The organism is Marivirga aurantiaca (assembly GCF_016679925.1).
Taxonomy (GTDB): domain Bacteria; phylum Bacteroidota; class Bacteroidia; order Cytophagales; family Cyclobacteriaceae; genus Marivirga; species Marivirga aurantiaca.
In genome coordinates this window covers 79,738-102,628 of the sequence record NZ_JAEQBW010000004.1, presented here as the reverse complement: position 1 = coordinate 102,628, position 22,891 = coordinate 79,738, and the positions used below count along the sequence as shown (strand labels likewise).

Annotated in this window: 22 protein-coding genes; 6 read left to right on the top strand and 16 right to left on the bottom strand. The window is 37.8% G+C overall.

Annotated features, from left to right (window positions below):
- The first annotated feature begins 113 nt into the window (after positions 1-113).
- The 3 genes from JKA74_RS10780 to JKA74_RS10770 all read left to right on the top strand — a co-directional run bounded on the left by JKA74_RS10780 (position 114) and on the right by JKA74_RS10770 (position 2,935).
- Complete coding sequence (locus JKA74_RS10780; protein WP_201431202.1) at positions 114-1,127, top strand: aspartate-semialdehyde dehydrogenase; 1,014 nt, start codon at positions 114-116, stop codon at positions 1,125-1,127.
- Positions 1,108-2,313 (top strand): THUMP-like domain-containing protein, encoded by a 1,206-nt coding sequence (locus JKA74_RS10775; RefSeq protein ID WP_201431201.1) that lies wholly within the window; start codon positions 1,108-1,110, stop codon positions 2,311-2,313. Before JKA74_RS10780 ends, JKA74_RS10775 begins: the two co-directional genes overlap by 20 nt.
- A gap of 235 nt (positions 2,314-2,548) precedes the next feature.
- Entirely contained in the window at positions 2,549-2,935 is a 387-nt protein-coding gene (locus tag JKA74_RS10770) for a hypothetical protein (protein WP_201431200.1), read from the top strand.
- An 81-nt stretch (positions 2,936-3,016) separates the two neighbouring features.
- Here the strand turns inward: JKA74_RS10770 and JKA74_RS10765 are convergent, their stop codons facing one another.
- From JKA74_RS10765 to JKA74_RS10740, 6 genes are all read right to left on the bottom strand, one after another.
- Positions 3,017-3,457: a hypothetical protein gene (locus JKA74_RS10765; protein WP_201431199.1), complete on the bottom strand. Its 441-nt coding sequence runs from the start codon at positions 3,455-3,457 to the stop codon at positions 3,017-3,019.
- Positions 3,458-3,513: 56 nt separating this feature from the next.
- A complete protein-coding gene (locus JKA74_RS10760) occupies positions 3,514-3,765 on the bottom strand; it encodes a TOTE conflict system archaeo-eukaryotic primase domain-containing protein (protein WP_236587703.1) in 252 nt (83 codons plus the stop codon).
- A 173-nt stretch (positions 3,766-3,938) separates the two neighbouring features.
- On the bottom strand, positions 3,939-5,258 hold the full coding sequence (locus tag JKA74_RS10755) for an ATP-binding protein (RefSeq protein ID WP_201431198.1): 1,320 nt from the start codon (positions 5,256-5,258) through the stop codon (positions 3,939-3,941).
- A gap of 146 nt (positions 5,259-5,404) precedes the next feature.
- A complete protein-coding gene (locus JKA74_RS10750; protein ID WP_201431197.1) occupies positions 5,405-5,896 on the bottom strand; it encodes a GNAT family N-acetyltransferase in 492 nt (163 codons plus the stop codon).
- 9 nt (positions 5,897-5,905) lie between these two features.
- On the bottom strand, positions 5,906-6,760 hold the full coding sequence (locus tag JKA74_RS10745; protein WP_201431196.1) for a DUF4349 domain-containing protein: 855 nt from the start codon (positions 6,758-6,760) through the stop codon (positions 5,906-5,908).
- Positions 6,761-6,949: 189 nt separating this feature from the next.
- Positions 6,950-7,873, bottom strand: coding sequence for an NAD(P)-dependent alcohol dehydrogenase (locus JKA74_RS10740; RefSeq protein ID WP_236587701.1), 924 nt, complete (start codon positions 7,871-7,873; stop codon positions 6,950-6,952).
- A gap of 939 nt (positions 7,874-8,812) precedes the next feature.
- Here JKA74_RS10740 and JKA74_RS10735 point away from each other — a divergent pair.
- Entirely contained in the window at positions 8,813-9,301 is a 489-nt protein-coding gene (locus JKA74_RS10735) for an RNA polymerase sigma factor (RefSeq protein WP_201431401.1), read from the top strand.
- Positions 9,285-9,890: a hypothetical protein gene (locus JKA74_RS10730; RefSeq protein ID WP_201431195.1), complete on the top strand. Its 606-nt coding sequence runs from the start codon at positions 9,285-9,287 to the stop codon at positions 9,888-9,890. Before JKA74_RS10735 ends, JKA74_RS10730 begins: the two co-directional genes overlap by 17 nt.
- A 179-nt stretch (positions 9,891-10,069) precedes the next feature.
- Here the strand turns inward: JKA74_RS10730 and JKA74_RS10725 are convergent, their stop codons facing one another.
- From JKA74_RS10725 to JKA74_RS10700, 6 genes are all read right to left on the bottom strand, one after another.
- The gene (locus JKA74_RS10725) at positions 10,070-11,527 is read right to left on the bottom strand and encodes a S41 family peptidase (protein ID WP_201431194.1); all 1,458 of its coding nucleotides are present in this window, start codon (positions 11,525-11,527) and stop codon (positions 10,070-10,072) included.
- Positions 11,528-11,763: 236 nt separating this feature from the next.
- Positions 11,764-11,991 carry an acyl carrier protein gene (locus JKA74_RS10720; protein WP_201431193.1) on the bottom strand — a complete coding sequence of 76 codons (228 nt, stop codon included), beginning with the start codon at positions 11,989-11,991 and terminating at the stop codon, positions 11,764-11,766.
- Between the two features lie 45 nt (positions 11,992-12,036).
- Positions 12,037-14,394, bottom strand: coding sequence for a TonB-dependent receptor (locus tag JKA74_RS10715; RefSeq protein WP_236587699.1), 2,358 nt, complete (start codon positions 14,392-14,394; stop codon positions 12,037-12,039).
- Between the two features lie 82 nt (positions 14,395-14,476).
- Positions 14,477-15,817: a carboxypeptidase-like regulatory domain-containing protein gene (locus JKA74_RS10710; protein ID WP_201431192.1), complete on the bottom strand. Its 1,341-nt coding sequence runs from the start codon at positions 15,815-15,817 to the stop codon at positions 14,477-14,479.
- A gap of 17 nt (positions 15,818-15,834) precedes the next feature.
- Positions 15,835-16,854: a FecR domain-containing protein gene (locus JKA74_RS10705; RefSeq protein WP_201431191.1), complete on the bottom strand. Its 1,020-nt coding sequence runs from the start codon at positions 16,852-16,854 to the stop codon at positions 15,835-15,837.
- Between the two features lie 49 nt (positions 16,855-16,903).
- Positions 16,904-17,476, bottom strand: coding sequence for an RNA polymerase sigma-70 factor (locus JKA74_RS10700; RefSeq protein WP_201431190.1), 573 nt, complete (start codon positions 17,474-17,476; stop codon positions 16,904-16,906).
- A 325-nt stretch (positions 17,477-17,801) separates the two neighbouring features.
- On the opposite strand from JKA74_RS10700, the gene JKA74_RS10695 reads away from it, so the two are divergent.
- A complete protein-coding gene (locus JKA74_RS10695; RefSeq protein ID WP_201431189.1) occupies positions 17,802-18,941 on the top strand; it encodes an acyl-CoA dehydrogenase family protein in 1,140 nt (379 codons plus the stop codon).
- 60 nt (positions 18,942-19,001) lie between these two features.
- Here JKA74_RS10695 and JKA74_RS10690 read toward each other — a convergent pair whose 3' ends face one another.
- The 4 genes from JKA74_RS10690 to JKA74_RS10675 form a co-directional block, all read right to left on the bottom strand.
- Positions 19,002-19,394 carry a hypothetical protein gene (locus tag JKA74_RS10690; protein ID WP_201431188.1) on the bottom strand — a complete coding sequence of 131 codons (393 nt, stop codon included), beginning with the start codon at positions 19,392-19,394 and terminating at the stop codon, positions 19,002-19,004.
- A gap of 77 nt (positions 19,395-19,471) precedes the next feature.
- Entirely contained in the window at positions 19,472-20,572 is a 1,101-nt protein-coding gene (locus JKA74_RS10685; RefSeq protein ID WP_201431187.1) for a hypothetical protein, read from the bottom strand.
- Positions 20,573-20,579: 7 nt separating this feature from the next.
- The gene (locus tag JKA74_RS10680) at positions 20,580-22,136 is read right to left on the bottom strand and encodes a GH3 family domain-containing protein (RefSeq protein ID WP_201431186.1); all 1,557 of its coding nucleotides are present in this window, start codon (positions 22,134-22,136) and stop codon (positions 20,580-20,582) included.
- The gene (locus JKA74_RS10675) at positions 22,133-22,888 is read right to left on the bottom strand and encodes a hypothetical protein (RefSeq protein ID WP_201431185.1); all 756 of its coding nucleotides are present in this window, start codon (positions 22,886-22,888) and stop codon (positions 22,133-22,135) included. Before JKA74_RS10675 ends, JKA74_RS10680 begins: the two co-directional genes overlap by 4 nt.
- Positions 22,889-22,891: the final 3 nt, after the last annotated feature.

The window sequence follows — 22,891 nt, the reverse complement described above, 5'->3', positions numbered from 1 at the left end:
TTATTGATCAAATATATTACTTTTGTACTTCGGGATTAAGTCAAACGCTTAAATTTCAGAGCATAAGCCTTGGTTTCGAAATCACACAATAATATAACGTTAAAATCCTAAAAATGAAAATCGCAGTTGTAGGTGCCACTGGTTTGGTAGGTGGTGAGATGTTAAAAGTATTAGAAGAAAGAAATTTTCCTTTTGATGAATTGTTGTTAGTAGCCTCTGCAAAATCAGCAGGTAAACAGATGACTTTCAAGGGAAAAGAATATACTATTATTACTTTGGAAGATGCGTTAGCTGAAAAACCGGATTTGGCTTTATTCTCTGCCGGAGGAAATACTTCCCTGGAATGGGCTCCCAAATTTAGTGAAATAGGGACTGTTGTAGTTGATAACAGCTCAGCATGGCGCATGCACGAACGCATTAAATTGATTGTGCCGGAAATTAATGCCAAAGAATTAAAAATTGACCATAGAATTATTGCCAACCCTAATTGCTCTACCATTCAAATGGTAATGGCTTTGGCTCCTTTGCACAGAAAATATAAAATCAAGAGAATAGTAGTTTCCACCTATCAGTCTGTAACCGGCACCGGAAAAGAAGCTGTTGACCAGTTAATGGATGAAAGGGCCGGCTTACCTGGCAAAAAGGTTTATCCACATCCTATCGACATGAATGCGCTGCCACATATTGATGTGTTTATGGACAACGATTACACTAAGGAAGAAATGAAAATGGTAAACGAAACACGTAAAATTTTCAGCGATGAATCCATAGGAGTTTCAGCTACCTGCGTGCGTTTACCTGTAATGGGCGGACATTCGGAATCAGTAAATGTTACTTTTGAAAAAGATTTTGACATTCAGGAGGTGAAGGATTTGATTGCTCAATCAGAGGGAGTTGTACTTCAGGATGACCCGAAAAACAACCTTTATCCGTTGCCATTGAATGCACATGGAAAAGATGAGGTTTTTGTCGGCAGAATAAGAAGGGATGATTCTAATCCCAACACTTTGAATATGTGGATAGTGGCAGATAACCTGCGTAAGGGTGCGGCCACTAATGCGGTACAAATTGCCGAATATATGGTTCAACATAGCTTAGTGCATCCGTATGGCTTTGAGCGAGCATAAATCATTAGCCAAAATATTGGAATTTATCAAAGAAAATGAGCAGGCTGAGCCTGCTCATTTGGTTTTAAAGGCAAAGCAGTTTCCGGATTTGCCCATGAGGGAAATTGCCGAACAAGTCGCTTCGCGAAAAAAAGCCCGGGAAAAACTGCCTGAATTTTATGCCCATCCCAATATCCTGTTTCCACCTGCAATTTCTATGGAGCAATGCAGCTCGCAGGCAACGGCTCAATTTAAAGCTTCATTAATAGAGGGCACGAAAATGGTCGATTTAAGCGGTGGTTTTGGGATTGACACCTATTATTTGTCCCAAAGCTTCCGGGAATGCGTATACGTGGAACAACAAACTCATTTATGTGAGTTAGCCACTTATAATTTTAAGCAGCTGAACAGCTCCATTCATGTGGAAAACAAAGAAGCCTCTGCCTTTTTAGAGCGTGCAAAAAATGATTTTGATTGGATGTACATAGATCCTGCCCGAAGAGACCAAAACCAGAAAAAAGTTTCCCGCTGGGAAGACTGTAGCCCTGACATTACTAACCTTTTACCAAAGATATTGGAGAAGGCACCACGTGTTTTGCTTAAAGGTGCTCCCATGCTGGACATCTCACAAGCCATTCTCGATTTATCACATCAGGTAAAAAAAGTGCATATAGTAGAATGGAGGGGAGAAGTACGGGAGCTGTTGTTTCAACTGGGAAAAACTGAAATCGAAAACCCGGAAATAACAGCTGTTATCCTGAGTGATGAGGGCCGGGCCACACAGCAATTTACTTCTGACAAGCTAAAGGAGCTGTCGACTCTTATTGCCTTTTCCCTTCCGGGTCCATATTTATATGAACCTTCTCCGGCAGTAATGAAATCCGGCTTTTTTAAATCTCTGGCTGAAGCTTACCAACTGAAAAAATTACACTCTAACACCAATTTATTTACTTCATCTGAATTAAATAAAGATTTTCCCGGTAGAAGCTTCAGGATATTGGAAAGCCTGCCTGTTAACAAAAAGGCTTTGAAAAAATTATTGCCTGAAATGAAAGCCAACCTCAGTAGCAGGAATTTCCCATTGGCAGTTGCAGACCTGAAAAAGAAATTAGGACTGAAAGACGGAGGCTCCATTTACCTTTTTGCCTGCACTTTACAGGACAACAGCAAACGGCTTTTAGTTTGCGAGAAAGTAAACCAGGATTAAAAGCAAAAGCGGAACTCCGTAGTATTTCAATACCCTTAAACGGTTAGGTGCTGAGTGCCACCAAAGAACCCACCACGGCCGTATATATCCTAAAAAAAGGCTGAGCATGAAAAAAGTCAAAACAATATAAAATAGCTCCATGTTTTAATCGGACAAATACTTTAGGTGGTCGAAATTACCGCAATCCTTTCGATTTACGGTAAAATATTTTTGAATTTTATATCAAATACTTTTTATGATAACTATAGCAGAGAACAAACAATATACACTTCAGGTGGATATTGACCTCAATCGCGCTTTTTTAACTATTGTCGGGTTTTGGAGAAGTAGAGCAGATATTCCTGCCTATCTGGAAGATTGGGACCAGGCCATTGATTTATTAAAACCGGGTTTTACTTTATTGACAGATGCGAGGGAAATGGTGATACACCCTTCAGAAGTCAGGGAAATTCATGCGCAGGCACATAAGAAAATCATTGAATTTGGAGTGAAAAAAGTAGCCGAACTGCCAAACGAGGAAATTGCTAAATTACAATTGAGTGGGTTTTCTGCCCAATGTGGAATGCCTAAGGAGAATTTCAGCAGCAAAGCTGAAGCGATGGCATGGCTGGATAAAGGGTGATTGGGGGGTAAAAGCTTTGTTTAGTAGTTTCCAACTGATTAGTAATCTATGTTTTAGTTTCAACAATTGTTTCCTTTCACCTTACTCGGATAAATAAACAAAATTTTTCTTCCCATCCTGAATTTCAATTTTTGTTATCTCGTTAAGTGGTATAGATTGCTGAATTGCTGAAATAAACCTCGATTGGACACCGATTAATTTGTTTTCCTGAATTAGAATCCTGTCAAAGTAAAAAATGGTTTTTTTTCCATTAGTTTCAGTTACACGAATTTCAATAGAAGGCATGTTGGTTAATTCTACAATATTTCCCTTTTTATCTGTTACTTCAATTGCATCAATCGGATTTGCTAAATAATTATATTCCTCACCAAGTGGGCCTCTCACTCTGACAGGTGTTAGGTTTGTTGAATCAATGCCTGATAATTGAGAAGTTAAATTTTCTGTTGTCACTGTATAAGTAGAACATGATAAACACATCAGAACCAAAACTACTGATGCTAAATTGTTAAAGAGTTTTTTCATTCTTATTTCCTAAACGTTAAATTTTTTAAGCAAATATTCACTATCCCAAATGTAAATTAATATTTAAAAGCATTGAAGTCACAATTGCCTGGCCATTTTATAGTTGATGATTTCCACACCTTGTATGATGTTTGTTTGAAGGTCCCTCCTTTCATTTTATGAAGCCGGTACATGTAGGGGTCAAAATGATAAGCCGGCATATATCCACTTTTATTTCCCTTTTCCCATCGGATAGCAAATACATCCTCTCTGCCTTTAAAGAGGCTTTTGAACAAACTCAGTTTTTCATTTTCTGAATATTGTTTCATCTGTTTTGTTATTCATTTTGACGTAACGAGATCTCTCTTAATGTGTTTTTCACAATTTTTTCATCATTATGGTGCAATCACTGTGCAATTACCAGCCTATTATAAACCCATTATAACTCAATTGGCCCTATTATGACTCCATTATGGCGCAATTGGCGCAATTATGGCGCAATTCAAAATTTGTAATATGCTCCAGCTCCTCTTGTTTCAGAAGATTTTAATATCTCTTTTTCCACCAATTCTGCTAAATCCCTCGTTGCGGTTCTTCTGGCAACTCCTAGCAATTCCTGATAATCACTATTTGTAATTTTCCCGTTCTCTTTTACATACTTGACTGCCTCAATTTGCCGTTCATTTAGTCCCATTCGCTTGAAGTAGTCCTCAGAAAATATGTCTTTCAGGAAGGTAATCTGCATACCACCTGCCACTTCTTCAATAGCCGGTTCGGGAAGTCCGGCTTTTCGGCAGGTATCCATTATCATGGAAATACCCCTTCCCCAGGCTTCAATGTAACCGGCTTTAAAGAAAATGTCTGCAATGTTCTTGTTGCGTGGATGGGAGGGATGTTTTCCTTTGAGCATTTCAATATTCAATTCATCCGGCAACATACCGGGATTCCAAAGGATCAGTTTATCGTCATACACGCTGAGTTGGATGGTGGTGCCTTTGTAGTCCTTGTGAACAATGGCGTTCAGGATGGCTTCTCGTAAAGCGGGTTCTGGATATTCCAATTCTTCCACACGCTGCATACCTTCGTAACGTATCGGCCTGATCAGGTACTTGCGTTCGAGTATTTCCATGACCTTGTCCACCATTTCGATCAGGTTGCCCTCCACCACATCCTGAAATTTCAGGTCGGCATCCGAGTCTCCGAACCGCCCGATCTTGAAATAGGCAGACGTGAAATACTTTTGGGGATCTTTTCCGAAAAGCAGTAGTGCAGCATTTTTCAGCTTTCCATTGTTGCTGAAAAGATGCAGGTTGTTCAAAAGTGTTTTTGTGTCTTCTTCCGTAGCATCCGGTACAATACGTTTGCTTTTAAGGGCTTTTTTAGCGAAAAACTTTATGGCATCCTCATCAACATCTTGTAAAGTAGCCAATTCAACCGGAATGTCATCCCATGTTTTTCCGGTCCGTTTAAGAATAAATTCATTTAAAGCTGGGCCTTTCAATTCCTGCAAAGTACTTCCGGTACGGACATAGTATTTTCCTCTTACTGAAATAGGCACATCAAAACGAGGAACTATAATTTCAAGATAGTACTTCCCTTTCTCACTTTGTAGGTTCACTTCTGCGTACACGCCCAGAATATCCCGAAACTTGTTAGGTAAATCTTCCAGTAGTTTTTCGTGATTATCAATGCCTGTTGTCTTTCCCTTATCGTCAATGCCTATATAAAGCCTGCCCCCGTTGGCATTGGCAAAGCCACATATCCATTTCAGGTATTCTTCCCTCCAGGTGGATTTGTATTCTATATTGTGCGATTCGGACATTGTAGTTCTATTTAGTCAATCCTTTTGTAATTTCAAGTCCTTTCATTTTTTGAATCTTCTCAATATTTTAATGAATGCTCCGATCATTTCTCCCGTATTTTTAACAATCTATTCCAAATGTAAATTAGTACTTAAAAGCATGGAAGTCACAATTGTCTGGCCATTTTATAGTTGATGATTTCTACACCTTGTATGATGTTTATTTGAGGTGCTATTGTTCTAAATCCTTTTTTCTCAAAAAATGGTTTGGCCGTTTTGCTTACGTCTGAATGTAAGGCTGTCGCCTTTCTTTTTATGGCTTCTTTTTCAATTTCATCATACAATTTATCGGCTATACCTTGCCTTTGGTAGTCACTATGAACATAGAGAAAGTCTAGATAATTATTATTCTCTAATGAGGCGTAGCCCACTATTTGGTTACCTAATTCTGCAACAAGAAAATATTGCGAAGTTAATTTATCAGTCCAGCGCTGTGTGTTTTCAATTGAAGAAGTCCAAACATTAATTTGCTCTGTTGAGTAATCGGCTTTGCAGATTGTCGTAATCGTATCCACAAATAGCTTTTGCATCTCTTTCAAGTCATCAAGTTTTGAAGGTCTGATTGTTATTTCATTGTTCATTACCTGTCTCAATGTCATTCTAGTCTCTCATTTTTTCGTTTTCCATTTTCTTCTCAACTTACGGAATAAATATATTACCCCAACTGTTAGAATTACAAATGGCCAAAGAGTTGTTAAACCGATCAGAAAAGAAAGAAAGCCATTCCAGCCGCTTCCCAAAGCACGCAGGATTCTTGCTCCAAATCCTTCCCTTTGAGAAGAGTTCACTTCATAAGGTAACACTTCATAGAAAGATAAATGGATAGTTGAAAAATTCACCTGCTTATTTAAATAATTGAATTGGCCCTGGAGGCGTTCAATCTCTGTTCTCACTTCATTTAAGTTCTTTTCTATCTCTAAAATGTCTTTTATTGCCGAGGCCTTTTTTAAAAGTTCAACATACCTCTGTTCAAGAGCCTCTTTATTTTTAATCCTTGCTTTTAGATCATAGTATCGTTCTGTCACATCTTCTACGTTTGAATAGCGATTATCCAATTGAAAGGCAAGAGCTGATATTGATGAAAATAAAGTATCATAAACTGTTGAAGGCACTCGAATGGTTAAATTGTATTGAATGTTAAAAGCTGATTTCGATTGGTTTTCATTTTCAATATAGGCATTGAACTTAGGTAAGAGGTTACGAATTTTTTGGTAGTCCTTTTCAATATTCTCAGTTTGAAAGTCGATACCTCCATTTTTAATAATTTTCTTTGTTCTGGAATCAGGCACAGGTGTTTCATCTGGTGCCGATACCGGTGATTGCTCAGTAGCCGGAATTTCAAGATATGCGTCAAAATCACCACTTGAATTTTTCAAATCCATGAGTGCTGAGTCTGATAAATCCCTGGCATCATGACAGGCGGTGAAAAAAACCAATGCTAAAATTAAAAATGACGATTTCATAAATTACTAATTGTGATTGAACCTTTCTATGATGAGTAACAATTAGAATGCCTCAGTTTTCCACATACAAGCCTTATAAAGATAATAGTTTATATGAAAAATAAGAGAATCTAAACATATAGCATCTAATCTACATAAAATATCCGTATTTATGCTGATTTGCTTGTCCTTGGTATATTAAGCACCATTTTATGATTCAAACATCTTTATAGCAACATTTCCTACCTTATGTCCTTTGTCCACATACCTATGCGCTTCAACAATGTCTTCGATAGGGTATGTTCTGTCCAAAATGGGCTTTAGGATGTTTTTCTCAATCAAGTCTTTAATAAATGTTAACTCATTCTCTTGTATGTTGGGAAGACCAGAATTGTTGATAAAAACACCCTTTTTCTTTAATATTCGTCTACAGTGAGCGCGTTTTGATTTCATCACTGCATCATACACTATATCGTATTTCTCATCTGTTTTTGTGAAATCCTGTTCTGTATAATCAATCACTTTGTCAGCTCCAATGGATTTTACCAGTTCGAAATTTTTTGCACTACAAACAGCTGTAATCTCTGCTCCAAAATGCCTGGCCAGTTGTATGGCGTATGTACCAAGGCTTCCCGATGCGCCATTTATCAATATTTTCTGGCCAGCCTTAATATTTGCTTTTTGGAGGTTTTTTAAAGCAGTAAGTGCTCCGGCAGGGACAGTTGCGGCCTCTTCAAAGGATAAATTCTCGGGTTTTATGGCTACCAGTCCCTTCCTTTGCAGGGCACCTTTCGCTTTTTCAGGCAAGCATATGTATTCCGCATATCCCCCTAAGCCAAATCCGGTCAAGGCAAATACCTTATCACTTTTTCTAAATGATTTTACGTTTTTCCCAACGGATTCAATCACACCGGATACTTCCAGCCCAAGTATTAAATTTTTCTTTGGTTTGAATAGGCCAAAGATAATCCTCACCAAAAATGGATCAGCTCTTCTAATACGGGTATCGCCAATATGTGCAGTTGTTGCATATACTTTTATTAAAACCTCATGGTCTTTAGGCCTGGGCTTTTCCACTTCTCTCATCCGGAGGGTTTCAGGTGGCCCGTATTGGGTACAAATAACTGCTTTCATTTAGGTTTTTGGATATCTGTCGTTAAAATTTTTCCCATTTAGTTTTTCAGGTTCATGTTCCCATCAAACTTTGCAACTTTAATTTCCATTATAATTGACCCCTAATACAAAATAACTATAGACTAATAACCAATATATGAGAAAAACTATATCCGTGATATTTTGAATAGATTAGAAGTGTAGGAAAGGTAAGATATGCATGGAGTTTTTCAGTTGGGTATACCATTTTAGCCTCTTAAATTAAACGTGTTCTCGTCATTATTCCTCAATTACTGAAAATGATTGTTGAGTTGTGACGGTTAAAAGATCTTTCTTAGCCTATTTGATAAAGGTAGCAAAAAGAAAGAATATTTCAATTACCTGTTGATCCATCCTTGTTTGTAGCCTCTCGCTGTACATATTCTTTTCTCGTTAACCTGGGTATTAGTATTCATTTTAACTTGTTGCGGTAAAGTTCAGTACCCACTCATCATATAGGTAGCTTTGGAGATAATCGGATAGGTTTTACCATCTTTAACACCCTTCCACTAGGAGACCTGATTCTTTAGCTTCATTTTTTGTAGGGTTTAAATAATTTTAACACTCCGATAGTTTTAGATTAGCTTTATGATAACTAGCAGTAGCTCTGTATCAGGAATTAATGAAACAAATAGCTGCAGAAATAAACGCATATTCTACACCTCCTCATTCCTTAAATCAAAATCTTATAACTCAATTCCGACAGTCTTAGCCACTAAGCCATCAGTAAGCTAAGTCAATACTCGTTAGTTTTTCGCCTTCAATTCCTGTATGGATACATTCTTTATTAACTAATCCTGCCTTTCCTTAAAACCTTTCCAAAAGACCTTTTCAACAGGAAAAACTGAAATCTCATAATTTTTTTTTTAACTACGGTGTAATAAATTTCCACTTGTGTCACTAATCAGGAAAAGAATAGTTTTGAGCAACGATTTTTATACATCATCGATTTTACCTTATGCCCCCATTATCATCAAGATTTGTAGGGCATATACAGATTCACAGGAAGATTATGAAGATTACTATCAGGAAGTGTGTCTGCAGATATGGAAAAGCAGGGCCAATTTTGAAGGAAACTCGAAATGGTCCACCTGGATTTACAGAATATCCCTGAATGTTTGCCTGACATTATTAAGAAACAATAGCAAAAAAGTGGGTTTTTCTGAGGAAGAAACTATTTCCAGGGAATCAGAAGAAGAGCATCGGTTTTCTGATGAATCGCTTCATTTATTATATGAAGCCATCAAAAAGCTGTCGGAAATAGACCGTGCGGTCATACTGCTTTACCTGGAAGAGAAATCCTATAAGGAAATTGCTGAGATCACCGGAACCAGCCCAAACAATACAGGAGTAAGAATTACAAGAATTAAAAAACGACTAAAAACACTATTAGATGGAAAAATCAATTGAAACAATCTGGACCAAAGGATTTCTTAATGAAGAGGAATTAATAGCACCTAAAATTAACAATCTGTACAACAGGAAATCAAAACTCCTGATCGAAAAACTCAAAAGAACCTACAGGGCAGATAATATGAGCATTATACCCTTGTCGGTGATATCTGTAGTAGGTTTTGGCCTTGCAGGATATGGTGTTCTTGGCCTATACCTTATGGTACTTATGATGAGTTTATTCTTTTTAAACAGAAGAAAGCTGGCTAAACTGGAAAGCATCAGGATAGAAAGCAGCAGCTATCAGTACCTGCTTGAATATCGGGAAATATTCACAGGATTTAAGAAATTTTACATCCGCTTATTGGGAATTGGAGTCCCAGTTGCGGGGTTGACGGGCTACTATCTGTTTTTTAGGAATTCCCCTGTGATGGAGAGTTTTTTAAGTATTCAACCTTTTAAAATTGTACTGATACTGTTGGGGATTTCGCTGAGCCTATCAGCAATGGGCGTTTTTGTTTATCTCCTTACTACAAAGTTGGTATACGGCAGCTTAATAAAAAAGCTAGATGAAATGATAGCAGAAATGAAAGACTTGCGCTCTTAAAGCAGCGCAAGTCTTTCATTTTTATGGTTTCTGTTCGCCAAAACAAATAAGACCACAAAACATTGGTGAAGTCCCGATTAATAATTTTACAGACTTGCTATCGTACTATAGAATGAAATTACATATCATGGGTTTAACGCTATTGGTTTGATAATCCCTAATTTGCCCAATAAAGCATTCTAAAACTCTTTTGGAATTTCGTTTATTACATAATCTAATTGACTGTCTTTACCCTCGATCAAATCCTGAGGTGTTAGCTTGATTTCAATATCTGGTATTACTCCTTTTCCTTTTGGGACAGATTCATCCCGGACATAATGGTTAATTTTAATCAGAGAGATTCTCAACATTATTTTTGAATTGGGCAACTCATATAAAACAGGGAATTGTCCTGTATGAAAATAATAACCGCCTCCTGTCTCTTCCCCCACAAGCGTTATTGAGTGATTGTTTTTTGCGCTCAAAGCAAAAGCGGAAGCTGCCGAAAATGTTTTTCCGCTTGTCAGTATATAGATCTTTCCTTTAAACACTTTTTTATATGGCTTCATCATTTCTTCTGCCTTATCGGTTCTTAATACATAATGATCATCCTTTTTCTCAGCTCCATCAAAATACGTTTCCAAAAACTGACCATAATCAGACATAGTATGAATGATATGCTCCTGTTCCGGTAAGGATGTAGTGATTATGCTTTCTGATGTTCTTTGTTTAAACACTTGTTCGGAAATAAATGAAAACAGGTTTATTGCATTTATCCGGAAACCTCCAATATTCTGTCTAACGTCAATGATTAAATGATCTGTTTTCTTCTTTTTTATTTCTTTAAAAATATCAATGAGCCTGGACTTGAATTCCTGAGGGTCAACTCCAAAAGAGTTCACTGTAAGTACCGCAGTATTTGTTGAATCAATAAAATAAACAAAAGGCCATTTCCGGTGAATTGTATTTCTAAAATGTGCTGCTTTATCTGTTGTTTGGTGATAAGCGGAAAAATAGGAATGTCGGTTATGGTTTCTATTTCCAATACTTTCTAAAGACTGACTTTGAATTTCAGTCGTTTTGGTTAGATTATCAGGTGTACGACACCTAACTGTATAAGCTTTCTTAGCCCCAAATTCATAAAAAAGTAAAATACCGAATTCCAACTCGATTTGCCTGTACTTCCTGGTAACATTATAGCCATCTGATGGGGCATACTTTAACATTCGATTAAGTAATTCTTCACTGTTAATACCATCAACACTCGTAATCTCAGAACCAACAGGAATGTCAAAATCATCCGTATCTGCGTAAAACTTTTCGTCAATTATTTTAATAAATAAAGGAAACATAGACGGAACGGTGTCCATTTTTTGGTGGTGTATTATAAAATGTCCGTCCTTCACATGATCTGCCAATGCACTCATTGATTTGAATAAATCGTCAGCATTTTTCAGTTGGTTAAGTCCTTCTTCAAAGTGTGTAAATAAACTATCCCATTGAGCCTGGCTAGTGTATTCATACAAGCCAGGATGTGCACTTGTCAAAATATTCTTAAAAATGCTATAATCTTCACGAATTTGTTTTTGCATTAATTCCGTTTGAGCAGATAATGCAACAGGAAAAAACCAACAGAAAAATAATAGTTTAAACTTCATCTATATTAATTTAAAATTGATAATGATCAGCCAAAATGAGGATGTTTTCCATTTAATCAGATACTATAACACCTGAATTTAGAAAATACCTGCCAGAAAACTCATTTCCAATATCTATTTTTAGCAGCTGTCATCTTTTTTTTAAAAAAACTTATGCTTCTTTTCACTTGAGTTAACCATTATTCAAGCAATTCGGCAGAAGGAATTTCTGCCCGACATTCCTTCTGCCCGACTGCTTAAATCAGTTTCTCAATAATTTGAATGGGTGTTTGAACAGCAAAGGCATGTGCATCCTGCATGTCTTTTTGGCAAGCCAGTTCCAGCTCAAAAATCAACCCCATTACAAATAGTTGCTCCATTTTCAGGTCGTGGTAAAGGTTTACATGCTTCCGGTTACCAAGCAAACTTATGCCGTACAGGTGGAAAATCCGGACGATCTTCCGGAGTAGAATATACTTTTTCATATCTTTTCTGTTCAGTTGAAAACCCTCTATTTCAGGCCAGCTTTTTTAGAAATTAAGTGTGTAGCTTAAAACAGGCAGCATAGGCAATTGCTCTACCTTTTCAATACTCTTATTGACATCATAATAGTAATAATCAATAACAGCAGTATTGTTGGTTACATTTTGCACATCAATTTTAAATTCATGGCTCAGCCTTGGCTTATTAATTCTGTAACTGATAGCCAAATTTAAACTGAATACATCTTCCCCTTTCTTTTGAAAAGCATTCGCCTCATCGTGAACAACAGAGCCACTTTCAATTGATTTTTCCAAATCAATCGTCATCACCCTCCTGGCACCCAGCAGGCTAAGCTTAGAATTAATGCCGATCACATTATTCTTGCTTTTGCCTACCATAAATTCTTTCCCAAATAAACCATTCGCAATGTAATTTCCATTAAAGAGGGTGTTTCTCCATACATCGTCACTTGCTTTATACTTGGAATCAAATAAGGAACCTGTCACCAGGAAGTAATAATTGTTGGCGAAATATCTTTCCAATGTGAGTTCAAGACCAATGTTTCTGCCTTTCCCCTCATTCACCAAAACCCTGTCTGAAAATTCATATGTTTGGTTGATCAGGGAATAACTACTGTTGCCTTCCTCCACAGGGATATCATATAAGTCCTGATAATAGCCTTCCACTTTCAGGAAGAGGTTTTTCGACAATCTATTCTCATAACCTAACACATAATGCCTGGCTTTCAACAATTCCAATGAAGAATTAGGCGTGCTTTTATTTCCTTCTTCATCATACACGATGGTATTATAATTACTCAGGGAGGTCATATTGCTGTGTACACCAATTCCTGCCGTTATAGCTTGTCCTTTTGGAAGCTCATAACGCAATGAGCTACGGGGCTCAAAGGTTATTTCATCATTTTCTGAGGTGTTTTGGCTATGAATTCCATTGACCAGACTTAGTTTTTCTGAAGCTCTCCATTTCCAGGTGATAAATGATTGATACAAACTTGCAGTGCCTGTTATATCTTGTCCTTGAATAAACTGATCAGCAGCACTATCAAAATACCTGGTTTTAAAATCGAAATTAAACTGTGAACTGACAGAGCCTAATTGAAATTGATGCCTGTTGTTGAGCTTATAGTTGAGGCTGGTATTTAATCGGACAATATTATTACTTGTGTTGGCCTTTTGGTCTTCCTGAAGAACTGAAGAATCAAATATTCTGGAACTGCTATACTCGCTACCATTATTGGAATAGGAAAGAGTAGAGCTGATGTAAGCTTTTTTATTGAGGTTAATAATATGGCTAACGCCAGCCACTCCTAATTGCCCTTTTTGCTGGAATTCTTCATTTACCTCCTCTTCATTCTCGGGATCATAGAATTCTGATTTGATATTGTTTAATCCGCCTAAACCGAAGAAAGAAAATGTGCCAGCTTTTTCTGTAGGGATAAATACTTTAAAAGATAAATCCTGGTATTTGGGAACTCCCCCGAAATCCAGAAACCCCAGGCTACTGATGATAGCAAGCGTAGAATATCTATAGTTAATGAGGTAACTACTTTTTCCTCCTTTTTTAAAAGGTCCTTCGGTGGTAAGATCTGTCCCTAAAACTCCAATTGAGAAACTGTGCTCCCTTTTTTCACTATTGCCTTTTCTCAATCTCATATCGAAAATACCCGATAATGCATTACCAAATTCAGGCGCAAAGGCACCAGTATAGAATTCGGAATTGGCTAACATTTGGCTATTTAGGGCATTAATAGGTCCACCGGTTAAGCCCTCTTGCGAAAAGTGGTTGGGATTGGGTATTTCAGTGCCTTCCAGTTTCCATTGAATATACCGTGGGTTGTTTCCTCTCACAATAATATCGTTATTGCCTTCCCCGGTAGAGCCTACACCTGCAAAAGAAGAAACCAATCGGGCAGGATCGCCAATTCCTCCTGCATATCTTTTGGATTCCTCCACAGACAAGCTTCTTGAAGACACCTGAGCCATTTCATTGTTAATTTCAGATTTGTGCTGTCGGGCTGAAACAGTTACTTCATTCAATGTTTCGAACGATTCTTTCAGTTCAATATCCAGCACCGTTTCTTTTCCTGAAATAACCACCAAATTAGGAATGAGCTTATCTTCATAGCCAATATAGCTTACTTTGATAGTGGCTCTGCCTACAGGTACTGCTTCAATGGTGAAATAGCCATCCGTATCTGAAGTGGCTCCTAAAAGAGGTTGCGAGCCGGTCACTATAATATTGGCAAATGCGATGGGGGATTTGGAGTCGGTATCAATTATTTTCCCCCGGATAGTTTGTGTTAAAACCTGAGCTGATAAATCAGTTGCCATAAAAGCAATCAGACTCATTATCAATAATTGCAAGCATAATTTTTTCATTTTCATAAGACTGTGTTTTTAAGTTTATAGTCTTATGACATCCGGAATAAATTATACCCCTACTCTGACGGAAAATTATTTTTGTTTTTTACTTATAAGCAAACCCTATCCGGGGAAATTTACGGCTCTTTACAAAATTAAGCAGGCCTATTGAAACTCCCTCTGATGAATCATTTATATTAATAAAGCCCAACTGAAATCCATTTTGCTGCCTTGCCCGGTTAACGATCCCTATCTGTACTCCTTTCATATTTTCAGAAACATTCAGGCCTGAACTGATCTGCACCCCTTCCAAATGTTTGCTCTTATTATAAACAGAAGACAACTGTAAGCCTGACAATGTATCAGCTAAGTTGACTGCTCCGGCTATTTGTGTTCCTACTAAATTTTTGGCCTGATTGTAGGACCCGGACAACTGGGTTCCGGAAAAATCATCTAAATTAAAATTTCCAAAACCAGCTATTTGCATGCCACTTTGCTTTCCTTTCGTTCCGTTGAATACTCCTGATATTTGCAAGCCGTTCACCTCCCTACCCACCAGGTTGGCCATTCCTGCAATTTGTACTCCACTCACATCTGTTCTGTTGATATTGAAAACACCGCCTACTTCAAAAATATCTACTCCATAATTATAGCCTCCTATCAAATTAATAGAGATTTCGTTTTTAACTGTTCCTGCAATTTTCAAATTGGTGCTGGTTCCCGGTGTAAAGGAAAGCTGAAACCTTCTTCTTGTATAGCCTTTGATATTTTCGGAATGAGCCACCAAAAGCTGAGGAACCATCAATCGTCCTAAAGGATAAGTTTCCACTGTCTTTATAGGAATACTCTCTACTTTTTTAAGCTGAACTTCCGGGGTCCTTTTTTCAATTTTTGCCAATTGAAAGGCCACCTCCTGATTTTCAGGGTTCAATAAAACAGAGGAATCCATATAACCATTTTTGCTGATGGATAGTACCAGTTCTTGTTGCTTATGAGTAAGATGAAGCATAAAACTCCCTGTTGAATCAGTTAAAGCCGATTGAGAACCGTAAACGTCCAATATAGTTACTCCCTTTACCGGCTCTCGGCTTCTTGAATCAATGACTTTACCTCGTACAGTAATTTCCTTTTTCCTAAACTCATTTTTGGATTTAGCTTTTTTAAGCAGGATGACATTGTTACCTGAGGTTTTAATGTCAATTTCCCCAGGTAATATGGAGGGGAAAATTTCTGCCAGCTTTTTTTCTTCGCATTTGAAGCTGATCAAGCTATCGGAAGGAATAATGCTGGAATTAAAGGATAAATTAAAATCAGCCTCTTTAGAAATAGTAAAGAGCGCTTCATGAAGCTGCACACTTGAAAAATTCAGTGATATATTTCTGTCCAATAAAGGAATATTGGATTGAGCACAAAGATTTAAATTGATCAACCATAAGAAAACTGTCATTATTATACGGCTCCATTTCATTCCTCACACGCTTTACCGCTAATAATTACCTTTTCTCCCATTGTTGCTTCAATATTGAAACTGAGTTGTAGCTGGGCTATAATTTCCTCCAGACTGGCATTTTTAAACCTGCCTGTAAAATGACAGTTCTCCAGTTCTGATTGCTGAAAGATGATCTCCTTGCCATAAGCTTTTTCAAGGGAGGACAATACCTGATCCAGTGGTTGCCCATTGAATTCCAGTACTGCTGTTTTCCAGAAAAGTTTGTTGTTATTATATTTTTCAGTGAGGCTGAAAGATTGGGTGGCTTTATTATATTTCGCCATTTCATTTGCCTCCAAAACAACTGATTTCTTGCCGGATTTTTGCACCACCTCAACAGTTCCTGTTTTTACACCTACTTCAATAAAGATGTCATTTTCATGGGCTATGACATAAAAAGAAGTACCCAGCACTTTTACCTCCAAACCATTGGCTTCCACTACAAAAGTTTGGTTTTTTACTTTCTCCACTTCAAAAAAGGCTTCTCCGGATAAGGAGAGGCTTCTGTTTTCAGTAAAATCTCCACTATACTTAATTTGACTTCCTGCATTAAGGTTTATTATTGAACTATCAGGCAACACAATTTCCGTGTTTTCATTGGTAGCGGTTAGCAACACTTCCGAATCAGATGGTTGAAAATTTTGGTAAATTAGATAGACGCATACTCCTATTATTAAAATAGCGGCCACACGCGCAAACCAGGATGGGAGTGTAAATGTCTTCCCTAATTTTTGATTTTGCTCTTCACTGTCTGAACCCTCATTAATTCGGTCCAAAACATTCCGGAAAGCTGCTTTTTTATCAAAATTAATAGCAGGATTGTATTTCGCTGCCTGGCTTTTAAACCAAATTTCTTTAAATTGATCAAAAAGTTGCCTGTTTTCCGAACTCTCAGCTATCCATGATTCCACCTCAGCATTTTCCTGCTCAGTCGTTGAACCATCCAGGTATTTTGCTAAAAGCGAATCATCAATATTATTTCTCGGACTTTCCATAATCTCTATTTATTAAAGACAAACCAACCAGTATCTACCCTTACTCAAATTAGAAGTATTTAGCGATATCTATAAAAAACACAATCCAAACAGCTAAGTATTCTTTTAGCCTTTCCCTTAAAAACCGTAAGGCTTTTCCCATCTGCGCCTCCACCGTCTTCACAGAAATACCTAGTTTTTCTGCTATCTCCTTATACTTTAAATCTTGCTCCCTACTTAGTAAAAAGATTTTTTGTCTTTCCGGTGGCAAATCTATGATACAGCTTTGAATGAGTTGACCCAAATCTTCGGCATCAATTTTATTGGGAATAAACTCGTCATATTCCATAGTAGTACCTGATGCAGAGAAATAAGCCTCTTTTACTTTCTGATGCTTAAGCTGATTCAGGCAGGCATTCCGAACAGCACTATACAGATACGCATTAATGGACGTTTCAATACTTAACTTTTGCCTGTTCACCCACAACTTTGAAAACAATTCCTGAACAACATCCTCGGCATTATCCTTATCTTTCAAATATTGATAAGCAAAATAGGCAAGCCTATCATAATAGTCATTAAAAAGCGCTTCAAACGCTTTTATATCCCCAGAAATAATTTTTTTGACTATTGTGGTGTCCATTTCCTTTTTTCATACGGAATCAGGAAGCAATATATTTATTAATTTTCAATATAATGACCGTTTGCGGTTTTGCTTGTGCAACCTTGGACTTATGCGAAAGTATTTTCCCTGATTTTTTAAATTTAAGTGAAGCAAGTTTTATCCGGTGGGTTTTTTGGATTTTCTTCTGGATTTTTTTGACTAATTTTTACTGAATCCGTTATTAAGAATTCAATCTTAACATTTTTACCTAACTAATGTTAGTTGGGTAAATACAGCAATCTTACTTATCTTTAGGGCTGAATAAGATTTCAAAATAAATATCAACTAACAAGAGCATTAATTTATGGATTTTGGATTGAACGAGAACCAACAAATGATTGCCCAAATGATCAGAGACTTTGGTGCAAAAGAAATTACACCTTTTAGGGATCAATGGGATGAAGAACAATATTTTCCCATTGAAGTAATGAAGAAGTTAGGAGGTCTTGGTTTAATGGGTGTGATAGTACCTCAGGAATATGGGGGTGCAGGCTTTGGGTACGAAGAGTATGTTACAGCCATTTTAGAACTTTCCAAAGTTGATCCATCCATAGGTTTGTCTATGGCAGCGCATAACTCTTTATGCACGGGCCATATTTTGACCTTTGCCAATGAGGAACAGAAAAAAAGATGGTTGCCCAAATTAGCCACTGCCGAATGGATTGGTGCCTGGGGACTCACCGAACCTAATACAGGTTCTGATGCCGGAAACATGCGTACTACTGCTGTGCAGGATGGTGACTATTGGGTGATTAATGGTGCCAAAAACTGGATTACACATGGCGTTTCAAGTGATGTTGCAGTGGTAATTGTAAGAACAGGTGAAGTGGGCGATTCTCATGGCATGACTGCTTTTGTAGTAGAACGTGGTACTGAAGGCTTCAAGGGTGGTCGTAAAGAGAATAAATTAGGGATGCGACTTTCTGAAACGGCTGAAATGATTTTTGAAGATTGCCGCATCCATAAAGATAACATTTTAGGAGAAGTGGGTCAGGGTTTTATCCAGTCCATGAAAGTATTAGATGGTGGCAGAATTTCCATTGCCGCACTTTCTTTAGGAATTGCACAAGGTGCATATGATGCCGCTTTGGCTTACAGCAAAGAAAGACACCAGTTCAATCAGCCTATTTCCAATTTCCAGGGAATTGCATTCAAATTAGCTGACATGGCTACTGAGCTGGAAGCTGCTAAATTATTGACTTTCCAGGCGGCAGACTTAAAAAATAGGGGCAAAAGTGTCAACAAAGAATCTGCCATGGCTAAGTACCATGCTTCCGAAGCAGCCGTAAGGATTTCTACTGAAGCTGTTCAGATTTTTGGTGGCTATGGCTATACCAAAGATTATCCGGTTGAGAAATACTACCGTGATTCCAAGCTTTGTACTATTGGGGAAGGAACCTCAGAAATTCAAAAACTGGTAATCAGCCGATCTATATTAAAGTAAGGACTTAAAGAGCCTTAACTGATAAAACCAACCCGTAAGGAAAGCTTCCTTGCGGGTTTTTTATTGTGAGAATAAAAGTTCCATCACCAGTTCATTGGATTTGATGCTAATTACTGAATATTTTACCACCACATCGCCCCACTCATCTTTTATAGTCAGAAACTTTGTAGTATCCGAGTATTCATAAGTGCCTTCCTCGGTATAATGGGCATCTGAAGGGGATAATACTGTATAAGAGCATACATTATCCGCTTGTAAATGATAGGATTGCCTGTACCAGCTTGTTCCAAGGTTTTCATTGTCACAAAGTAAAAATGTTGATCTATTTCCCTCTGTTTCATATAATGTCCAGCATTTAACTATACTGGTTGCAGCAACATCTTCCTTTTTACAGGAAGTAAAAACAACACTAAAAATTAGCAATAACAAAATGCTATACTTGAGTTTTATCATAGTTCTATGACACTGGTTTTAATAAAAGAGTTGGGAAAGAGAAGCCTCAAGAGCAAGTAATTAGAACTGGTCCAATCTTAAATCCTTGCCGACTCCACATAAAAATGTCCACTTTTAAATTCTTGGGGAAGTGGTTCTCCAAAATTAACACAATAATATTTTCCTTTGATTTTTCTGTCCGCCCCCAGCTTATCTAAGGCCTTGGTTAACGGACCCTCCTCACTTAAACTACATAATAAATAGTCAAATCCATTGTTATAACGTTCCTTTTGTATCCTCAGTATAAGTTGTTCAAACACCTCGGTTCTGCTCTCTTCAACTAAAATACTATGTACATTTAAATAAGTTAAAATCTTACCTGCTTCAGGTAATAAAGGCCTGCCAAAAATTGATGCCAATAAATTATAAAGTGGTTTGATGATTTGATAAGTCCTGCTATATCCCACTATGCGCGTCTGCTTTATTCCACTTTGATCCCAGGTGCCACAAACCCCAACCAGTTTTTCCTTCTCATAGGCCAGGAAAAAATCACTGATCTTTAATCCACGGTAATAGGGCCTCTCCAATTCACTAAAATTATAATAAGGAGAGTAGTTGATTCGAGGGCTTTCCTTATCAAAAAAAGCTTGCATGGTTTCAATATCATCATTTGTAGCTCTTCTTATGTCAAGGTTCTCCTTAGTTTCTTTGGGGGAATTAAACCCTAACATATAAGTAGTCAACCCTCCTATCAAATGATAAAAAGGCAGTTGAGAAGTCTTTTTTCTTTGAGACAGCTTTTCAATTATTGCTAACATCTTATGGTTATCAGCAAACACTACGGTTTGAGCTGGCAATAGATCATTTGCAGTTATTTCACTGAATTTCTTTACGATCAGGTAAAGTGCCGGGCTTTGTTGTTTTTCAGGGTGAATCCTTAAATCGCATAAATAGCGCACCTCAACCACTTCGTTCCTATACCACACTCTTCTCTTTCCAGCATTAAAAACAGCCCACACTTTTGAAAGACTTTCCTCATACACCACAAATATTTCAGGCTTTTCACATTGCAGGCAGGCCCCTGCATAATAATTCGGCTCCCGCTCCAGGGCAAGTGAAATATTGCCGGATACCGGTATCCGGCAAAGTGCTTTTATTCCTTCTTCAAATTCTGGCTGGTAAGGAGCTATCTTTATCATAAAGTATTCATTTGAGAATTGGGTCTAAAAAACCTGATGGAAAAAGCAGAGGAAGCTTTAGATCTCCATCTTTAATTCCTTTAGTTGATTGATAATAACGGGTTAGTCTGCGTGTAAAATCTCCATCAACTGAAGCAGCTTTTAGTAAATTCAACTGACCTGAGCTGATAGCTTGCTTATAATATGGGTTGGTCATCATTTGTTCTTCAACAAAGCGGACAATATTATCACATTCAATTGTTGTGGAACTCTCGATAACCAATACATAGCCTGCCATATGCTGCTGTCTTTCGGAATAAAGATATAAGGCTTCAATACTTGGAAAAGTGCTCAACGCCTGATGAAAAATTTCAACCAGGCTGCTCTCTGCCAATTTCTCCCCAACCAGGTCGCTGATATTTCCTGAGCGACCCAGAAATTCAAGACAGGGAACACTTTTGTAGAAACCACTACACTTCACTAAATCATGGGTGTTATAGCGATATAAGCCTCCTCCTGTGGTAATTATTACTTCATAAGTTTCCCCCTGACGAAGCGCATCTGCCATACAAACTTTCCCTTCTTCGCTTTTAAATTCGTAAAAGTGGGAAGTATAGGAAAGCACATGCTGGTTCATACCTAAGGGCACACTTACAACACCCTCAGTGGCCAACAATCCTTTGCCCTGAATGGGGACGGCCCCTGTTATTTCTTTCAGCTTCTTAATCCATATTTTGGAGTGGCCTTGTGTCCAGCAACTAATCAATTTCAAGCCTGAAAACAACAAATCGAGGCTTAAGTGTTTTTCTTCAATAGCCCGCCAAACTAAATCTGCCCTGGCCAAAGACATTCCACTTTCTTTCCTGATCTGTTGGAAATTTTCCACAAAAAAATCCATCAAACGAAGCAAAAACTGAGGGCTCCAAACGGAAATAAAACTCAAGTTTGAGGCTCTGAGTAAATAGCACCATGTTTGAATATAAAATTCGTGTACATCCTGAATTTTATTAAGTTGCGGAGGAACAGCAAAAATTTGCTTCAACAAAAAAGCTGTGACGGGATCAAAATAAGCCGAATCATCTCCGGTTCCAATGGAAATACCACCTGATGTAGTACTTGTTTCCTTCAATGCAGGAGATAAGGACCAATAAGCTTTTCCTGAGAATATTTTAGGGTCAGTCCGATATAGATCCCACATCCAAACAGCTACTGCCGCCTTGAATTCTTTCTTTAGCCGGGTATTATAGGGGATAAATTTAGGGGTGGAGCCAGAACCCGAAGTGGTTTCAAAAAAGAGGGTTTTACCGGCAAACAAAACATTTTCTCTCCCGGATTTCATGTCATTGATAAAATTCTCCATCTCAGAAAACTCTTCAATTACAGGGACATTTTGTACATAATCCTGATAAGATTTCAGCCGGTCAAATTGATGTTTTTTTCCAAAATCCGTAGTTGCATTTAATTGTAAATATTGCTTTAAAATCAAGTCCTGGGTTTGCTGACAGTGGTGGGCGTTTTGGTGAAACTGCTTTGAAAGGCTTTTCTGGCTAAGCAACCATGCTTTGTTGATTAAAGAGGCTTTCATTTCGACTCCAACTTTAACTTTATAGGATGCTCCATTCCTTCCAACACAATCATTTTTGCCGAACGAAGAATATTGTCAGGATGTAGTTGTGCTACACAAACTAATTCCTCTCCCTGATGAAAACCCGGGTTTTTTTGCAAGAAAAATTGAACAAAACTGCTTCCTTTCTTTTGGTAGGAGGCTTCAATCCACTCCTGCTTTAACTCCCCCTGGCTTTCATCAAAGCGAATTACTCCCTCATCTGGCTTCCAGTAATGCCCATAAAGTTTTGCTGAAACTTCTGCGGCAATTTTTTCCAATTTCCCCTCAACCGCAGTTTTTTCTATAGAGGGAAAATACTCTTTAAAAAACAAAGGCAAAAACATGTAGGTGCGGTGACCTTTGGATAATAGGTACCAGTACCATGGTTTGGAAGGGTCTGCGGCAATGATACTTCCTACTGCCTTACACCAGCCATCTCTCATGATTTGGGTGCCCCAATATTCAGGAGCAATGACCGTATCACCGGAAAAAAGCACATGATATTCTTCTCCCCCAACACCTTTAGGGTTAATTGCAAAAGTAGTGAAGCCCTGAACCGTTCCATCTTGGTCGCTAATGAGGCCTGCCCAATGCTTTTTTTCCAAATCTGCTAAAAAATTTCTCTCCTCTACCTTATTATAGCAGGCATGCATCAACTCAAACATCCGCTTTCGCTGGACGTTATGAATATCTTTTACTTCTACTAATTGGAATTGGAGATTGAATTTCATTTT

What these genes read in the sequence shown, in the direction of transcription:
- JKA74_RS10685 (WP_201431187.1), bottom strand. Translation starts at nt 20,572, where the DNA reads ATGATAAAGATAGCTCCTTACCAGCCAGAATTTGAAGAAGGAATAAAA.
- JKA74_RS10775 (WP_201431201.1), top strand. Translation starts at nt 1,108, where the DNA reads ATGGCTTTGAGCGAGCATAAATCATTAGCCAAAATATTGGAATTTATC.
- JKA74_RS10680 (WP_201431186.1), bottom strand. Translation starts at nt 22,136, where the DNA reads ATGAAAGCCTCTTTAATCAACAAAGCATGGTTGCTTAGCCAGAAAAGC.
- JKA74_RS10730 (WP_201431195.1), top strand. Translation starts at nt 9,285, where the DNA reads ATGGAAAAATCAATTGAAACAATCTGGACCAAAGGATTTCTTAATGAA.
- JKA74_RS10705 (WP_201431191.1), bottom strand. Translation starts at nt 16,854, where the DNA reads ATGGAAAGTCCGAGAAATAATATTGATGATTCGCTTTTAGCAAAATAC.
- JKA74_RS10770 (WP_201431200.1), top strand. Translation starts at nt 2,549, where the DNA reads ATGATAACTATAGCAGAGAACAAACAATATACACTTCAGGTGGATATT.
- JKA74_RS10755 (WP_201431198.1), bottom strand. Translation starts at nt 5,258, where the DNA reads ATGTCCGAATCGCACAATATAGAATACAAATCCACCTGGAGGGAAGAA.
- JKA74_RS10715 (WP_236587699.1), bottom strand. Translation starts at nt 14,394, where the DNA reads ATGAAAATGAAAAAATTATGCTTGCAATTATTGATAATGAGTCTGATT.
- JKA74_RS10760 (WP_236587703.1), bottom strand. Translation starts at nt 3,765, where the DNA reads ATGAAACAATATTCAGAAAATGAAAAACTGAGTTTGTTCAAAAGCCTC.
- JKA74_RS10710 (WP_201431192.1), bottom strand. Translation starts at nt 15,817, where the DNA reads ATGACAGTTTTCTTATGGTTGATCAATTTAAATCTTTGTGCTCAATCC.
- JKA74_RS10690 (WP_201431188.1), bottom strand. Translation starts at nt 19,394, where the DNA reads ATGATAAAACTCAAGTATAGCATTTTGTTATTGCTAATTTTTAGTGTT.
- JKA74_RS10720 (WP_201431193.1), bottom strand. Translation starts at nt 11,991, where the DNA reads ATGAAAAAGTATATTCTACTCCGGAAGATCGTCCGGATTTTCCACCTG.
- JKA74_RS10740 (WP_236587701.1), bottom strand. Translation starts at nt 7,873, where the DNA reads ATGAAAGCAGTTATTTGTACCCAATACGGGCCACCTGAAACCCTCCGG.
- JKA74_RS10700 (WP_201431190.1), bottom strand. Translation starts at nt 17,476, where the DNA reads ATGGACACCACAATAGTCAAAAAAATTATTTCTGGGGATATAAAAGCG.
- JKA74_RS10765 (WP_201431199.1), bottom strand. Translation starts at nt 3,457, where the DNA reads ATGAAAAAACTCTTTAACAATTTAGCATCAGTAGTTTTGGTTCTGATG.
- JKA74_RS10780 (WP_201431202.1), top strand. Translation starts at nt 114, where the DNA reads ATGAAAATCGCAGTTGTAGGTGCCACTGGTTTGGTAGGTGGTGAGATG.
- JKA74_RS10695 (WP_201431189.1), top strand. Translation starts at nt 17,802, where the DNA reads ATGGATTTTGGATTGAACGAGAACCAACAAATGATTGCCCAAATGATC.
- JKA74_RS10750 (WP_201431197.1), bottom strand. Translation starts at nt 5,896, where the DNA reads ATGACATTGAGACAGGTAATGAACAATGAAATAACAATCAGACCTTCA.
- JKA74_RS10745 (WP_201431196.1), bottom strand. Translation starts at nt 6,760, where the DNA reads ATGAAATCGTCATTTTTAATTTTAGCATTGGTTTTTTTCACCGCCTGT.
- JKA74_RS10725 (WP_201431194.1), bottom strand. Translation starts at nt 11,527, where the DNA reads ATGAAGTTTAAACTATTATTTTTCTGTTGGTTTTTTCCTGTTGCATTA.
- JKA74_RS10675 (WP_201431185.1), bottom strand. Translation starts at nt 22,888, where the DNA reads ATGAAATTCAATCTCCAATTCCAATTAGTAGAAGTAAAAGATATTCAT.